The sequence below is a fragment of the Neorhizobium sp. AL 9.2.2 genome (assembly GCF_013317225.1).
Lineage (GTDB): Bacteria > Pseudomonadota > Alphaproteobacteria > Rhizobiales > Rhizobiaceae > Neorhizobium > Neorhizobium soli.
Window position 1 is genome coordinate 153,858 of record NZ_JAALXU010000001.1, and the last position, 15,112, is coordinate 168,969.

The following is a 15,112-nucleotide window of genomic DNA, read 5'->3' on the forward strand; positions in this document are numbered from 1 at the left end:
GCGTCATGATCCCGCAGGAGATCATCCGTCGCAAACGCGATGGCGAGGTTCTGTCATCGAATGACATCGCCGCATTCATCGCGGCGATGACGGATGAGACGATCTCCGAGGGACAGGTTGCAGCCTTCGCCATGGCCGTGTTTTTCCAGGGCATGTCGCGCGACGAAACGATCGCGCTGACGCTGGCGATGCGCGATTCCGGTCGTGTGATGCAGTGGCGGGATGCGGCGCGGCCAGTGGCCGACAAGCATTCGACCGGCGGCGTCGGCGACAACGTCTCGCTGATGCTTGCCCCGCTTGCGGCTGCCTGCGGGCTTGCCGTTCCGATGATCTCCGGCCGCGGCCTTGGCCATACCGGCGGCACGCTCGACAAGCTCGAGGCAATACCCGGTTACGACGTGATGCCGGATGAAACACGCTTGCGTGCCATCGTCCGGGATATCGGTTGCGCCATCGTCGGCCAGACACAGGAACTGGCACCCGCCGACCGCAGGCTCTACGCGATCCGCGATGTCACCGCGACGGTCGAAGCCATTTCTCTCATCACCGCCTCGATCCTCTCGAAAAAGCTTGCAGCCGGTCTCGAAACTCTGGTCCTCGACGTGAAAGTCGGCAGCGGTGCCTTCATGCGCTCAAAGGACGAGGCTGAGCTTCTGGCCCGCTCGCTGGTCGAAGTCGCCAATGGCGCAGGCCTGAAGACCGTGGCTCTGCTGACGGATATGAACCAGCCGCTTGCCGATGCAGCCGGTAACGCGCTGGAGATCAGAAACTGTCTCTCGGTTCTCAAGGGAGAGAAAGCAGGGACGCGACTAGAAAGCGTCGTGATTGCCGAAGCAGCGGAAATGCTGGTTCTGAGCAATCTCGTTGCGACGATCAAAGAGGCTGAAGAGGTTGCGCGACGGGCACTGGCATCCGGTGCAGCCCTGGAACGCTTTGCTCGCATGACCCATGCGCTGGGCGGTCCGGCAGATTTCTGCGATAGGCCGGCGGATGTCTATCTTGCAGAGGCACCGGTCATTCGCCCGGTCCTCGCCCCCGCCGATGGCTTCCTCGCCAGCTGCGAAACACGAGCACTCGGCATGGCGGTGGTGGAGCTCGGCGGTGGCCGGCGCCGTGCCGGAGACGCGATCGACCACCGTGTCGGTATCGATGCCATTCTCCCGCTTGGCACGAAGGTTTCCAAGGGGCAGCCGATTGCCATGGTCCATGCGGCGAGCGAAGACGATGCAGCACGCGCAGCTGCCGATGTCACCGCCTGCTATTCAGTGTCTGATGAAGCGCCTGTCCTGCCGCCTTTCATCCTCGGCCGGGTCGAGTAATCGCTAAGGGATCAGCGTCAGGCTGCCATCTTCGACCTGGAAGGATTTCAGTTTTTTCAGGAAGGTCATGCCGATCAGCGTGCTGGAAAGCGCTTCGTCGCGCAGCACGAAGGCATCGATCTGTCTGACGCGGATATTGCCGATCTCGATGCGATCGAGGATGATGCGGGCGCCGTCTGTCTTCCCGTTCGCCGTATTCATCTGATACCGGAAATCGAGACTGTTGACCCCGAAGCCCAGCTTGCGGGCCGTGCTTTCGTTGATGGTGACTGCCGATGCGCCGGTGTCGACCAGCCCTTCCACCGTCTTGCCGTTGATCCGGAACTGGCCGGTGAAATGGCCTCTGCCATCGGCCGACAGCCTCACCCGGCCGGGGGACACGGAAGCGGGTTGGGCCTTCGCAGAGCTCGGCGTTTCCGCAGTGCCGCTCGCAGGCTCCGGCACGCGATCAACAAGCGTCATCACCGCCGGGATCTGCGTTGCAAGCAGAGCTGCGAGGCCAGCGAAAACAAGGGTGCGCAGAAGCATGGTCATCCTTTGCGAGTTCGCCTTGAAGGTAGCAAAGGACAATGAAGAAATGGCCCGCGAAAAGCTTCGCAGGCCATTGCCATGAAATCTAGGTAAGCAAAGTCTGAACTGCGTTACTTCGTGCCGTACATCCGGTCACCAGCGTCGCCGAGGCCGGGCATGATATAGCCCTTTTCATTGAGGTGGCTGTCGATCGAAGCCGTATAGATCTTCACGTCGGGATGCGCGTCCTGGAAATTCTTGAGGCCTTCCGGTGCTGCAAGAAGGCAGAGGAAGCGGATGTTTTTCGCGCCACGCTCCTTCAGCTTTTCGATCGCGGCGATCGCGGAATTGCCCGTCGCGAGCATCGGATCAACGACAATCAGCAATCGCTCATCGAGATTTTCGGGCGCCTTGAAATAGTATTCGACCGGCTGCAACGTGTCATGGTCCCGGTAGAGGCCGATATGCGAGACACGGGCCGATGGCACCAGCTCGAGCATTCCTTCCAGAAGGCCGTTGCCGGCGCGAAGGATGGAAACGAACACGAGCTTCTTGCCTTCGACGACAGGCGCCTGCATCTGCGTCAGCGGCGTCTCGATCGTCTCCATGGTGAGGTCGAGATCGCGCGTCACTTCATAGCAGAGAAGCATGGAAATCTCGCGCAACAGCCGCCGAAAGCCGGCCGTCGAGGTTTCCTTCTTGCGCATGATGGTCAGCTTGTGCTGCACCAGCGGATGATCGATGACAGTCACGCCGTCCATGGTTTTACCTCTCTGTTATCAGTGTCTTCATCCGGGAAAATGACCGCGCGCGCAAGTCGTCATTGTGCCGCGGTAGCGTCAAACCGGGCAAGCAGTGCGCCGCGGGTCGCCTCGTCCACAAAAGCCGCCTCGATCGCGACACGGGTCATGGCATCAATTTCGGCATCGCTAAAACCCATGACCTCCGCCGCAATGTCGTATTCCCGGGCAAGCGAAGTCTTGAAGAACGGCGGGTCATCGGAATTGATGCAGACCCGCACACCAGCAGCCTTCAGGGCTTTCAGGGGATGGCTCTCGAAATCCGGAAAGACCTGCAGCGCGATATTCGAACCGGGGCAGACTTCCAGCACGGTTCCGAGCTCGACCAGCCGCTCGACCAGAGCGGGATCTTCGATGGCGCGAACGCCGTGGCCTATCCGCGATGGACGCACGAGATCGAGCGCGTCGGACACGCTGAATGCCCCGCAGACTTCGCCGGCATGGATCGTCAGACCAAGGCCCGCGTCGCGAGCAATATCGAATGCACGCGCATAATCGGCAACGCGGCCCATACGCTCCTCGCCGGCCATGTTGAAACCCGTGATCAGCGGGTTCCGGCATCGGGCGGCGTATTCCGCGGCGGCAATCACGCTGTCAGGGCCGAAATGCCGCTCGCCGGTCACGATGATGCGTGTCTCGATCCCGGTCTTTTCCTTCGCGGCGTGAATACCGTCGCAGAGACCGGCGAGATAGGCGTCGGCACCGAGCCCGATGCGGTCGCCATGATCAGGCGATACGATGATCTCGCTGTAAATCGTGTTGCAGGCGGCAAGCTCGCAGAGATAGGTCTCCGTCAGCAGCGCATAGTCGGCTTCTGTTCGGAACAACGAGGCGATGGCGTCGTAGCTCAGGATGAACTCGGAAAAATCCTTCCAGGTATAGGTGTCACCGGAGAGGAGAGGGGCGATGTCCACGCCGTATTTCTGGGCTTGCGCCCGTGCCAGATGCGGCGGCGTGGCACCTTCGATGTGGCAGTGGATCTCGGCCTTTACAAAGTTCTTCGTCACAGAAAACTCCATCCGTGTCTTCCGGCAGGAATGCCGAGATGGGCAGCGACTGTCTCACCGATGTCGGCGAAAGTCGGCCGAAGCCCGATCGAGCGGGAGCGAATGCCGGGACCGAACGCCATGATCGGCACCCGCTCGCGTGTGTGGTCGGTGCCGCGCCAGGTCGGATCGCAGCCGTGGTCGGCGGTGATGATCACCATATCGCCCGGTTGAAGCCGGCGATGCACTTCCGGCAGCGACCGGTCGAACTCTTCGAGAGCGGCCGCATAGCCCGCGACGTCGCGACGGTGTCCGTAGAGCATGTCGAAATCGACGAAGTTGGTGAAGACGAGATCACCTTGCTCGGCTTGCGCCATCGTGTCGAGCGTCGCATCCATCAGGGCGTGGTTGCCGTTTGCCTTGCTCACGCGGCTGATGCCCTGGTGCGCAAAGATATCGGCGATCTTGCCGACGGCGTGGACGGTTCGGCCCGCCGAAACCAGCCGGTCGAGCAATGTCGGCTCCGGCGGCAGCACTGAATAGTCGCGCCGGTTGCCGGTTCGCTCGAACGTCTCCGGCGTCTCGCCAGTGAATGGTCGGGCAATCACCCTTCCGATATTCAAGGGATCGAGCAGCGTCCGCACGGTCTCGCACAGCTTCAACAACCGCTCCAACCCGAAATGGGTCTCGTGCGCGGCGATCTGGAAGACGCTGTCACTCGATGTATAGCAGATCGGCTTGCCCGTCCGGACATGCTCTTCTCCGAGTTTTGCGATAATGTCTGTGCCCGAAGCGTGGCAGTTGCCGAGAATGCCCGGGATATCGGCTTCGCGGCAGATCGCCTCGACGAGTTCGGGCGAAAACGCATCGCCTTCGGTCGGGAAATAACCCCAGTCGAAGGTGACCGGCGTGCCGGCAATTTCCCAATGTCCCGACGGCGTGTCCTTGCCAAGCGACAGTTCGTTTGCCGCGCCGTGAAGGCCGAAGACGCGTTCGGGCCGCTGCATGCCGATCGGGTAGTCGCCGCTGGCAAGCTTTGCGATTTCGAGCAGGCCGAGCGAGGACATGTTCGGAAGGCTGAGCGGTCCCTGCCTCAAGCCGGCTCGGTCCGCGGCACCGGCGGCACAGAATTCGGCAATATGGCCGAACGTGTTGGAGCCAAGGTCATTATACGCCTGCGCATCCTGGCCGCCGCCGACGCCGAAGGAATCGAGAACGAAGAGGAAGGCCCGTGCCATCTGTCACCCGGAAATTGAAATCGCCTGTGCGGACAAGTGACACAAATCACCTGCCCGGATGGCGATACATATAGTCGCGCGATCATGTTGGCAAAGGGGAAGCAGAGGACCGCGTCAGCAGCCGTTACAGTCGATACTGGTTCCGACGCGTTGACGGTAGTAGTACTGGCGGCTGAGCGTGATCGTCTGGAGCTGAGGCGGAAGCAGTCCTGGCATGATCATCAGCAACTTGTGCGTAACCGATAGCTCTGTACGCACCAGAAACGTGCTGGCTGTGCGCATGTCGCTCGGAACGTTGACGGTGCTGCCCACCGCGTACGGCTTGCCGTTAGACTGATCCCACGACCAGGCAACGGTCGGATTGCTGTTTGCGTCCAGCTGCACGCCGGTGATCTTCAGGCTCAGGTTCTGCGGCGCGTAGGGCGCAAAGATGCTGCCCGTCACATCCTTCATTGTGGCAAGCCACGTCGGGGTCACGCTCGCCTGCTGGGTCGTAATGTCGGCAATCGTGCTTGCGGAACTCGCGGTTCGCTTGGAGACACTGAGCGCAATCGTCAGCTCGAATGCCGTGATGTAGAGAAAGATCAGAAGCGGCACGATCAACGCGAATTCGACGGCGCCCGCGCCCTTCGTGTCAACGATCAATGCCCTGAAGCGGCATAGCCATCCGGTCTGTGCAGCCCGCCTGGTTGTTGGGGTCGCCATCACGGATAGTCCTCGTTCTGGAATGCAGCCGTTTCGACGATCAGGAAGTAGTTGGGCCGTGTCCCGTTGGTTGGCCGGACATTGGTTATGTAGGGCCGCACCAGATCGGTGATGACCTCCCATTTGTAATAGGCCCTCAGCATATTGACGGTCTTTGGCCCGCCCGGCGAATAATAGTTGATGGAGGCCGTATCCAGTTCGCCGAAAGCGGTGTTTGCGGGCGTCCGGGGCACTGTCTTCGGGATCGCCGAAAAGCTCGTAAAGCTGCGAACGTCGAGCCAGAGTTTGTTCGGGGTGGCGATTTCCGATGCATCGCATTTGATGAGGATCGAGATCTCGTTGCAGAACGCGGTCCGGAATTTCGTCCGGTCATGGTAGGTTGTCCGGGTCGTATCAGTGGTGGTGATGTTGCCTGTTCTGATCTTGCGGGCCATCGTGTCGACGGCATTGGCAACCAGTTGCTCGCCGGCGAAGGCAACAAAGGTTTCGATGATGGCAAAGACGATCACGAAATAGGGGATGGCCAGGAGCGCAAATTCGATCGCCGCGGCACCATCCGTGGACCGGCTGAACCGGCGCCACGGACGCCGAGAGTGCGTCGCCGGCACGCGCGACGCGCCAGCGCCGTCAGTGTGCCTATCGTTCTGATGCATTGCCGCCCCCGGTCCATTCGAGCCGCAATACTAGGAGGGGAATATTGATATTCCGTTGCCGAATGGGATTAGAGTTTAGGCACCTGTGTCCACGTAGAGCAGGTCGGGCGACGCAGCTGGGCAATTTTCTGTCTGGCGTCGTGTCAGATCAAGGCCGTCAGGGCGTTGCACCAGCCGTATTCTTGAATTCCACATGCTGCTCGCAGTTGGGCGTGCAGGAGAGAACGGAGCGCTCGGTCTGACGGTACACGCGAACCGTATTGCCTTCGTCAATGGAGACGAGAATACGTTCGTCGGCAATTGCATTGCCGTCCTCATCGAGCAGGACGAGATTGGTCGTCCCAAACGCACGGCCCGTCAGGACGATGGTTGTCGGGTCGGCCACGGTCGCGTCGGCGACTTCCGCGTTGCCAACAATCACCTTGGCCACTGGCCTATCCAGTTTCAGTACCCGCGCGTGATTCATGAACACGCGCACAAGGCCGTCTTCCTGCGCCAATGCCGGGCCGCTGAGGCTTGTGGCAATGCCGCAAAGGCATGCGAAGGCAACGAGCATTTTGCGCACAACCATCGTGGTGGCCTTTGAATCGATGAACAGTCGTGTCTCAAAGATGGCGTGGAATGGTGAATGAAGCCTTAAGTAAACATCTCGAGGCTGAGCTTTCCGAAACGTTAACCAATGATGACAGGAGCAAGAGCGGCATTTTCGTGCCCGAACGCGGCTGCAAATATCCCATATCCGCATGTTTATGATATTTTATTAGGTAAATATAATGTTCGGGGACGCAGTTTTCGATTTGAATGATGCTGTTGGTGCGTTGTTTACCCAATGTGCCGTATCAGGGGAGTTAACACTTTGGAAAGGTTCTTCGTTAAGTCGATAGCAATCGTCTGGGGTTAGTTTGGGTTATCCGAACAGCGGAAAACAGTTGTCGGTAAGTGCTGAACCGTAGGTGGGAATAGGAGATTCCATGTCCAAGATTTTTGCTCGTTTTATGAAGGATGAGTCTGGTGCGACCGCCATCGAGTATGGCCTCATCGCAGCTCTCATTTCCGTGGCCCTGATCGCCGGTGCGACCACGCTCGGGGGCGCTCTGAACAACCAGTTCAAGAACCTCGCTACCAAGCTGAACCAGCAGTAAGTTCTTAAGAACCGTGATGTCTATGTGTAGACCGCCCCACCAGGGGCGGTTTTACAGCTTTAGGCCTTGATACATAAGATCGAGGGACGCGGCGCAAAAAGGATGCTTGAAATGGTTGTCATTGTAACCTTGATCGTTCCATTCTGTCTTGCGCTCGCTGCCATCAGCGATCTTTTCACCATGAAGATCCCGAACAAGCTGTCTGCCGCTATCCTCGTTTCGTTTCTCGTCTTCGCACCGCTGGTCGGTCTTGGATGGGCGGACTATGGGATGAGTATTACCGCAGCTTCCGCCGTGTTTGCTGTGTGCTTCATGCTGTTTGCGATGAACGTGATGGGCGGCGGCGATGCCAAGCTTCTGACGGCAACGGCAATCTGGTTCGGGTTTACGCCCGCCCTGATTTCGTTTCTGGTCACCGTCGCCTTCGTCGGCGGATTTATTACACTCATCTTCCTGCTGTTGAGAGCTAACGCCAATACAGCAATGGCAATGGGGATCCGCCTGCCGGCTTCGCTGGTGACAGAAAGCAAGATTCCCTATGGTATCGCGATCGCGATCGGCGGCTACTTGACCTTCCAGCAGTCGCCTGTCGTCAATCTTGTGCTTCTGGCCGCAAGCTAATCGACGCGCACGGCAGGGTAACATTGCGTTAACCCAAATCGTAAGCTTCCTATTAACCATAATTACACCATTCCGGCGCATGCTCTCGAGGATTGATTTGTATTCCTCCGAGGAAGCTCATGAAGCCCGCTCGTCTTATGATTCTCGCAGTCGCAGTTGTAGCGGCAGGTCTTGCCGGCCTGCTGGCGATGCGCCTTACTGGTCAGAAGGGCCCGGACCTCGTCGAGACGGTCATCCAGCGGGAGCCGACGACGAAAGTTCTCGTTTCGGCTGAGAACATTCCCGTCGGCAGCCGGCTCAATGACAAGTCGGTCCAGTGGGTAGAGTGGCCGAACGGCAGCGTCGTCGAAGGCTTTATCACGAGCGACGCCCGGCCGGATGCCATCGCCGATGTCGCCGGCTCCGTCGTGCGCCTGCCGATCTTCAAGGGCGAGCCAATCCGCGCCGAGAAGATTGCAGACTCCTCCAGCCGCATCATGTCCTCGCTGCTTCCGTCCGGAAAGCGCGCTGTCGCGACCGAGATTTCCGTCGCCACCGGTGCCGGCGGCTTCGTGCTCCCCAATGACCGCGTCGACGTGATCATGGTGCGCGAGAACAAGGACAGCGGCAATTTCATCACCGAAAACGTCCTCAACAACGTCCGGGTGCTCGCGATCGACCAGCAGATCCAGGAGGCGCCGGATGGCAGCAAGTCGGTGGTCGGAACGACCGCCACGCTGGAACTGACCCCCGATCAGGCAAAGATCATCACGGTGGCGCAGCAGATGGCAGAGCGCCTGACGCTTGCTCTCCGTTCGGTCGCGGATGCCCAGGAAGCCGATACGGTTGCAGCAGATTATCTGCTGCATGGCGGCGGCAAGGCAGAGGTCCAGGTCATCAAATCAGGGGCGATCGTCAAAAGTTCTGCCTCGCAGCAGACGAAGTGAACGGGGCGGGCACATGAGCAAGCTAAGAGCCAGAATTCGTAGGTCCTCGGTCGCCGGGATAGCCCTCTGCCTGTCGGTATCGGGTTTTCCAGGCGGATACGCGCCGGTCGGTCTGTCGGTCCGCGATGCAGTGGCCGCTTCCGATGCCAACCTTATCCGCATCACCGAAGGCGGCCCTGGCGTGAAACGCCGAGTCCAACTCGGTTTGAACAAGGCGCTGGTTGTCGATCTCCCGGCCGATGCGCACGACATCCTGGTCGCAGATCCTTCGCTTGCCGATGCGGTCACGCGAACCTCGCGCCGCATCTACCTGTTCGGGAAGACTGTCGGCCAGACCAATATCTTTGTGTTCGGCCCGAACGGCGAGGAGATCGTCAGTCTCGACGTCGAGATCGAACGCGACATCTCCGGTCTGCAGCAGAACCTTCGCCGGTTCCTGCCGGAATCCGACATCAAGGTCGAGATCATCTCCGACAACATCGTGCTGTCGGGCACGGTGCGCACGCCGCAGGATTCGTCGCAGGCGGAAAAGCTCGCGCGCGCCTTCCTCAAGGGCGGTGAAGCAACCACCCGCAACATCACCGCACAGGGCAATAACGGCGATGCGGATATCTTCGCCGAAAACCGCCAGCAGTCGCAGATCGTCAACCTTTTGACTATCGAGGGCGAAGATCAGGTCACGCTCAAGGTCACGGTTGCGGAAGTCAGCCGCCAGGTCCTGAAACAGCTTGGTTTCAACGGCTCGATCAGCGGCAACAAGGGTAGCTTTTCCTTCTTCAATCCTGCGAATCTGGGGAATGCTGTCAGCCTGGGAAGCCAGGGGGCATTGTCTGGCTCCGTTGGTGCAGCCACTCTCGCCACAACCATGAATGCCATGGAACAGGCCGGCGTCATGCGCACGCTTGCCGAACCAAGCCTGACGGCGATTTCGGGTCAGCAGGCTAAATTCTATGTTGGCGGCGAGTATCGACTGCCAGCGGAGCAGGAAGTCAACGTTGACGACGAAACCCGCAAGACGACGGTCAACCGATCCATCACCACCGTGGACTATGGCATCGAGCTGAATTTCAAGCCGATCGTTCTGTCGCCTGGCCGTATCAGTTTGAATATCGAAACCAATGTTTCGGAGCCGACCTATGAGGGTTCCGTAACGACGGGCAACGGCACAAGCCTGAGCGTTCCGGGCAACACCTACATGTCGATCCGCAAGCGCGAAGCCTCAACCACGGTCGAGCTTCCCTCCGGCGGTTCGATCGTTATCGCCGGCCTCGTGCAGGACAATGTCCGCCAGGCGATGTCTGGACTGCCGGGCATCTCTAAGGTTCCTGTCTTCGGTACGCTGTTCCGCAGCAAGGACTTCATCCGCAACGAGACCGAACTCGTCATCATCGCGACGCCCTATCTCGTAAGGCCTGTGGCCCGCAACGAGATCGCCCGCCCGGATGACAACTTCAATCCTGAGAACGACGCGGCTTCCTTCTTCCTGAACCGCGTCAACAAGATCTACGGCCGCAATGAGCCGGCCAAAAGCGGTGGCAGCCAGTATCATGGCTCCGTCGGCTTCATCTACAAGTAAGCGGGGATCGATCATGACCATCACATCGACATCGGCCTCCGCTGCAAAGCGTCGCCAAATCCGGTCTGCCCTGGGCATTGCGGCACTTGCCGCGCTTTTGTCCTCCTGCGGCAACAACATGACGACCGGCTCGGTTCCAGACGACTACCGCACCCGCCATCCGATCGTTCTGGCGGAGGGTGAATCGTCGCTGGATATTCCGATTGGATCGGGCGACGTTCGCCTGACGATCGGACTGCGCGACACGGTGAAGGGTTTCGCACAGCGGTTCGTATCCTCGCCTGCCGGCATCATCCAGGTCCAGGTTCCGCAGGGCTCATACAATGCCGGTGCTGCATCGCATCTGGCTGGCGACGTTCGCCGCACCCTGATCGCCAACGGCATCAAGCCGCAGCGCATCCTGATGACGAGCTATGGAGCCTCGCCGACCGGCGATGCGGCCCCGATCCGGCTTTCCTTCGTCACGACAAAGGCGATGACCGGCCAGTGCGGCAAATGGCCGGCAGACCTGTCGAACGATACCTACAACAACAGCAACTGGTACAATTTCGGCTGCGCCTCGCAAAACAATCTGGCCGCCCAGATCGCCAACCCGTCGGACCTGATTGCTCCACGCGGAATGACGCCGATCGATGCCACGCAGCGCGCCGGTGTGATCCGCAGTTACCGCGGCGAGACGACAAGCAGCGACAGTGGCAGCGGCACGACGATCAACATCAACGGCAACTGACGGCGGCCTTGAACCGGAGAGAACCATGAGCGCGATCAACTACGAAATTCGCGGTTCCGGCCAGGAGGAGATCTCGGGCGCCGAGCCGGAGCGGAATGGCGACATGGAGGCCCTGCGGCCTCTTCCACGCATTTCCATCCACGCCTTTTGCGAAAGCGACACCATGCAGCGGATGATGGACCGCATGGGCCGCGACCGGCGCATGGCAAAGGTCAATCTGCGTGTCACAAGCGGCAGCGTTGCTGCAGCCGCCAACATGTTTGCGTCGTCACCAACCCCGAATCTGGTCATTCTCGAGACCGATGCGGAGCCAAGAAACCTGCTGCACGAGCTGACACCGCTTGCGGAAGTCTGCGACCCGTCGACCCGCGTGATCGTCATCGGGCGCTATAACGATATCCCGCTTTATCGCGAACTGATCCGCAACGGCATATCGGAATATCTTGTCGGTCCTGTCGAGATGGCGGACATGCTGGCATCGATTTCGGCCATTTTCGTCGATCCGGAAGCCGAACCTCTGGGCCGTTCGATCGCCTTTGTCGGCGCCAAGGGTGGCGTCGGTGCATCGACCATTGCGCATAACTGCGCATTCGGCATTTCCAGCCTGTTCTCCACCGAAACCATTCTTGCCGATCTCGACCTGCCGTTCGGGACCGCCAATATCGATTTCGATCAGGATCCGGCCCAGGGTATTGCCGAAGCGGTGTTTGCACCCGAGCGCCTCGACGAAGTTTTTCTCGATCGCCTGCTGACCAAATGCTCCGAACACCTCTCGCTTCTGGCCGCCCCCTCGCTGCTCGACCGGGCCTATGATTTCGACAGCATGGCTTTCCAGCCGATCATCGAGGTCCTGCAGCGCTCGGCGCCCGTGGCTGTTCTCGATATCCCGCATGGCTGGTCGGAATGGACCCGTTCGGTTCTCGCGTCGGTGGACGAGGTGGTCATCTGCGCCGCTCCCGACCTTGCCAACCTGCGCAACACCAAGAACATGATCGATGCGCTGAAGAAGCTGCGTCCCAACGACCGCGCTCCGCATCTCATCCTCAACCAGGTCGGCATGCCGAAGCGCCCGGAGATTGCGCCTGCCGATTTCGTCGAGCCGCTTGAAATCGAACCGATCGCCATCCTGCCTTTCGATGCGCAGTTGTTCGGCAATGCCGCAAACAGCGGTCGGATGATCTCGGAGATCGACGCAAAATCTCCGATGGCCGAAACCTTCTCGCAGATCGCTCACATCGTCACCGGTCGGGTGGCCATGAAGAAGGCGAAAAAGGGCGGTCTCGGCAAGGTCATGCAGATTCTCGGCCGCAAATAGTCAGACGTTTAGGGACTGGATCAAATCATGTTTGGAAAGCGCGGAAACGAAGGTTCTGGGAAGAGCGTAGGCTTGATGCCGCCCGTCTCTGCGCCGCCTGCCATGACGCCGCAATCGGCCATGAAATCCACAGCACCGGAGATTCTGGCCGAGCCCGTGCGCGATACAGGCGGAGTACGCCAAGCCGTCGCACCGCCACCGCTTGCGCCACCGGCCGCCGGCCGTCGTCGCCAGGCCCGCACCGAACAGTATTACGATACCAAGAGCCAGGTTTTCTCAGCACTTATCGATACGATCGATCTGTCGCAACTTGCCAAGCTCGATGCCGAGAGCGCGCGCGAGGAAATCCGCGACATCGTCAACGACATCATCACGATCAAGAATTTCGCGATGTCGATTTCCGAGCAGGAGGAACTGCTCGAGGACATCTGCAACGACGTGCTGGGCTATGGTCCGCTGGAGCCGCTTCTGGCGCGCGACGACATCGCCGATATCATGGTCAACGGCGCCGGCCAGACCTTTATCGAAGTCGGCGGCAAGACGATCGAGTCGGAGATCCGCTTCCGCGACAACGCGCAGCTCCTGTCGATCTGCCAGCGCATCGTCAGCCAGGTCGGCCGCCGCGTCGACGAAAGCTCGCCGATCTGCGACGCCCGTCTGCCGGACGGTTCGCGCGTCAACGTCATCGCGCCGCCACTGGCGCTCGACGGGCCTGCCCTCACCATCCGCAAGTTCAAGAAGGACAAGCTGACGCTCGATCAGCTGGTCAAGTTCGGAGCGATTACGCCTGAAGGTGCAACTGTTCTGCAGATCATCGGCCGCGTCCGCTGCAACGTCGTCATTTCCGGTGGTACCGGTTCGGGCAAGACCACGCTTTTGAACTGCCTGACGAGCTATATCGACAAGGACGAGCGCGTCATCACCTGCGAGGATACGGCCGAACTGCAATTGCAGCAGCCGCATGTCGTGCGTCTTGAAACCCGGCCGCCGAACATCGAAGGTGAGGGCGAGATCACCATGCGCGACCTCGTCAAGAACTGCCTGCGTATGCGCCCGGAACGCATCATCGTCGGCGAAGTGCGCGGACCTGAAGTCTTCGACCTGTTGCAGGCAATGAACACCGGTCACGACGGCTCGATGGGAACGATCCACTCCAACACGCCACGCGAATGCCTGAGCCGTATGGAATCGATGATCGCCATGGGCGGCTTCACCCTGCCGGCTAAGACCGTTCGCGAGATCATCACCGGATCGGTCGACATCATCATCCAGGCGGCACGTCTGCGCGACGGTTCCCGCCGCATCACCCAGATTACCGAGGTGATCGGCATGGAAGGCGACGTGATCGTCACCCAGGACCTGATGCGCTACGAAATCGAAGGCGAGGATGCCAATGGTCGCCTGATCGGCCGCCACGCATCGACCGGTATTGCCAAGCCGCATTTCTGGGATCGCGCACGCTACTTCGGCGAGGAGCGCCGTCTGGCGGCAGCTCTCGACGCGATGGAAATGGTAAAATCTTGAGAGCGGATCAGAGATAGGTCTCGGGGGAGCGACGGATGTTCGGACTGGATATGACCGTTGTGTTGATCATCGCTCTGGCGGCCGTAGCCGCCGGTGCGGTCTGCTATGCGCTGCTGTTTTCCCGCATCGAGGTCGAGAAAAAGACCGATGCGCGGTTGAGCCGGGTCAAGAGTGCGGAAACCGACCTGACCCGCATGAAGGCATCGCGGGATCGGGTCCAGGAGCTTTCCAAGCGCCGCAAGTCGGTCCAGGACAGTCTCAAGGACCTCGAAAAGCAGCAGCAGGAAAAAAACAAGAAGATGGGCGACCGCAGCCTGAAGGCGCGGCTGCCGCAGACCGGTCTGTCTCTCACCGTCCCACGCTTCTACGTCTACAGCGCCGTGTTCGGACTTTTCGTCTTTCTGGTGACGTTGATCGCCGGCTTGCCGCTGCTTGGCGCCACCGGTGCCGCGTTTGCGGCGAGCCTTGGGTTTCCGCGCTGGGTCGTCGGTTTCCTGATCAAACGCCGTCAGGCCAAGTTCCTGGACGAGTTCGCCAATTCGCTGGATGTCATGGTTCGCTCGATCAAGTCGGGACTGCCTCTCAATGATGCCATCCGGCTGATCGCGTCGGATGGTCAGGAGCCGGTCAAGACCGAGTTCCGGCGCGTGGTGGACTCCCAGCAGATCGGCCTCAGCATCCCCGAAGCCTGCGCACGCATGCTGCAGACGATGCCGCTTTCGGAAGTCAACTTTTTCGCCATCGTCATCGCCATCCAGAGCCAGGCTGGCGGCAATCTTTCCGAAGCGATCGGCAATCTTTCGCGCGTCCTGCGCGAGCGCAAGAAGATGAAGGCCAAGGTGAAGGCGCTGTCGATGGAAGCCAAGGCTTCCGCGTGGATCATCGGCTCATTGCCCTTCGTCGTGTCGACGCTCGTCTATCTGACCTCGCCGGACTACATATCGATCCTTTTTACAGACCCACGCGGCCATATCATCATGCTCTTCTCCGCAGTCTGGATGGGCATCGGAATTTTCGTGATGCGCAACATGATCAACTTCGAGATCTGAGGAGAACCGCACGTGAAG

General features: G+C 59.8%; 16 protein-coding genes. 9 read left to right on the top strand and 7 right to left on the bottom strand.

All coding sequences use genetic code 11. The features are described from left to right. Nucleotides 1–5 precede the first annotated feature (5 nt). A complete protein-coding gene (gene deoA, locus G6K99_RS00780) occupies nucleotides 6–1,319 on the top strand; it encodes a thymidine phosphorylase (protein ID WP_174195441.1) in 1,314 nt (437 codons plus the stop codon). A 3-nt stretch (nucleotides 1,320–1,322) separates the two neighbouring features. On the opposite strand, the gene G6K99_RS00785 is transcribed toward deoA, so the two are convergent. The 7 genes from G6K99_RS00785 to G6K99_RS00815 form a co-directional block, all read right to left on the bottom strand. Beyond that, nucleotides 1,323–1,847, bottom strand: coding sequence for a TIGR02281 family clan AA aspartic protease (locus tag G6K99_RS00785; RefSeq protein WP_174196014.1), 525 nt, complete (start codon nucleotides 1,845–1,847; stop codon nucleotides 1,323–1,325). A gap of 113 nt (nucleotides 1,848–1,960) precedes the next feature. Further along, entirely contained in the window at nucleotides 1,961–2,590 is a 630-nt protein-coding gene (gene upp, locus G6K99_RS00790; RefSeq protein WP_062454129.1) for a uracil phosphoribosyltransferase, read from the bottom strand. Between the two features lie 59 nt (nucleotides 2,591–2,649). Beyond that, entirely contained in the window at nucleotides 2,650–3,636 is a 987-nt protein-coding gene (locus tag G6K99_RS00795) for an adenosine deaminase (protein ID WP_174195442.1), read from the bottom strand. Further along, complete coding sequence (locus tag G6K99_RS00800; RefSeq protein ID WP_174195443.1) at nucleotides 3,633–4,853, bottom strand: phosphopentomutase; 1,221 nt, start codon at nucleotides 4,851–4,853, stop codon at nucleotides 3,633–3,635. Before G6K99_RS00800 ends, G6K99_RS00795 begins: the two co-directional genes overlap by 4 nt. Before the next feature lie 114 nt (nucleotides 4,854–4,967). Then, nucleotides 4,968–5,558, bottom strand: coding sequence for a TadE/TadG family type IV pilus assembly protein (locus G6K99_RS00805; protein ID WP_062454127.1), 591 nt, complete (start codon nucleotides 5,556–5,558; stop codon nucleotides 4,968–4,970). After that, entirely contained in the window at nucleotides 5,558–6,211 is a 654-nt protein-coding gene (locus tag G6K99_RS00810) for a TadE/TadG family type IV pilus assembly protein (RefSeq protein ID WP_113109329.1), read from the bottom strand. The genes G6K99_RS00805 and G6K99_RS00810 overlap by 1 nt, the downstream gene beginning before the upstream one ends. 157 nt (nucleotides 6,212–6,368) lie before the next feature. Continuing rightward, a complete protein-coding gene (locus G6K99_RS00815; RefSeq protein WP_092664131.1) occupies nucleotides 6,369–6,767 on the bottom strand; it encodes a pilus assembly protein N-terminal domain-containing protein in 399 nt (132 codons plus the stop codon). Nucleotides 6,768–7,182: 415 nt separating this feature from the next. Between G6K99_RS00815 and G6K99_RS00820 the strand changes: the two genes are divergently transcribed. The 8 genes from G6K99_RS00820 to G6K99_RS00855 all read left to right on the top strand — a co-directional run bounded on the left by G6K99_RS00820 (nucleotide 7,183) and on the right by G6K99_RS00855 (nucleotide 15,094). Further along, entirely contained in the window at nucleotides 7,183–7,353 is a 171-nt protein-coding gene (locus G6K99_RS00820; protein WP_062454124.1) for a Flp family type IVb pilin, read from the top strand. 102 nt (nucleotides 7,354–7,455) lie between these two features. Continuing rightward, nucleotides 7,456–7,974, top strand: a complete 519-nt coding sequence (locus G6K99_RS00825; RefSeq protein WP_174195444.1) for a prepilin peptidase — start codon at nucleotides 7,456–7,458, stop codon at nucleotides 7,972–7,974. Nucleotides 7,975–8,093: 119 nt separating this feature from the next. Next, a complete protein-coding gene (cpaB, locus tag G6K99_RS00830; protein WP_062454122.1) occupies nucleotides 8,094–8,900 on the top strand; it encodes a Flp pilus assembly protein CpaB in 807 nt (268 codons plus the stop codon). Nucleotides 8,901–8,913: 13 nt separating this feature from the next. Beyond that, nucleotides 8,914–10,476, top strand: coding sequence for a type II and III secretion system protein family protein (locus tag G6K99_RS00835; RefSeq protein ID WP_062454121.1), 1,563 nt, complete (start codon nucleotides 8,914–8,916; stop codon nucleotides 10,474–10,476). Nucleotides 10,477–10,489: 13 nt separating this feature from the next. Next, on the top strand, nucleotides 10,490–11,206 hold the full coding sequence (locus G6K99_RS00840) for a CpaD family pilus assembly protein (protein ID WP_062454120.1): 717 nt from the start codon (nucleotides 10,490–10,492) through the stop codon (nucleotides 11,204–11,206). Nucleotides 11,207–11,231: 25 nt separating this feature from the next. Beyond that, nucleotides 11,232–12,521, top strand: a complete 1,290-nt coding sequence (locus tag G6K99_RS00845) for a CpaE family protein (protein WP_062454119.1) — start codon at nucleotides 11,232–11,234, stop codon at nucleotides 12,519–12,521. 27 nt (nucleotides 12,522–12,548) lie between these two features. Then, on the top strand, nucleotides 12,549–14,045 hold the full coding sequence (locus G6K99_RS00850) for a CpaF family protein (protein ID WP_062578692.1): 1,497 nt from the start codon (nucleotides 12,549–12,551) through the stop codon (nucleotides 14,043–14,045). A 35-nt stretch (nucleotides 14,046–14,080) separates the two neighbouring features. Next, the gene (locus G6K99_RS00855; protein WP_113166919.1) at nucleotides 14,081–15,094 is read left to right on the top strand and encodes a type II secretion system F family protein; all 1,014 of its coding nucleotides are present in this window, start codon (nucleotides 14,081–14,083) and stop codon (nucleotides 15,092–15,094) included. Nucleotides 15,095–15,112 lie beyond the last annotated feature (18 nt).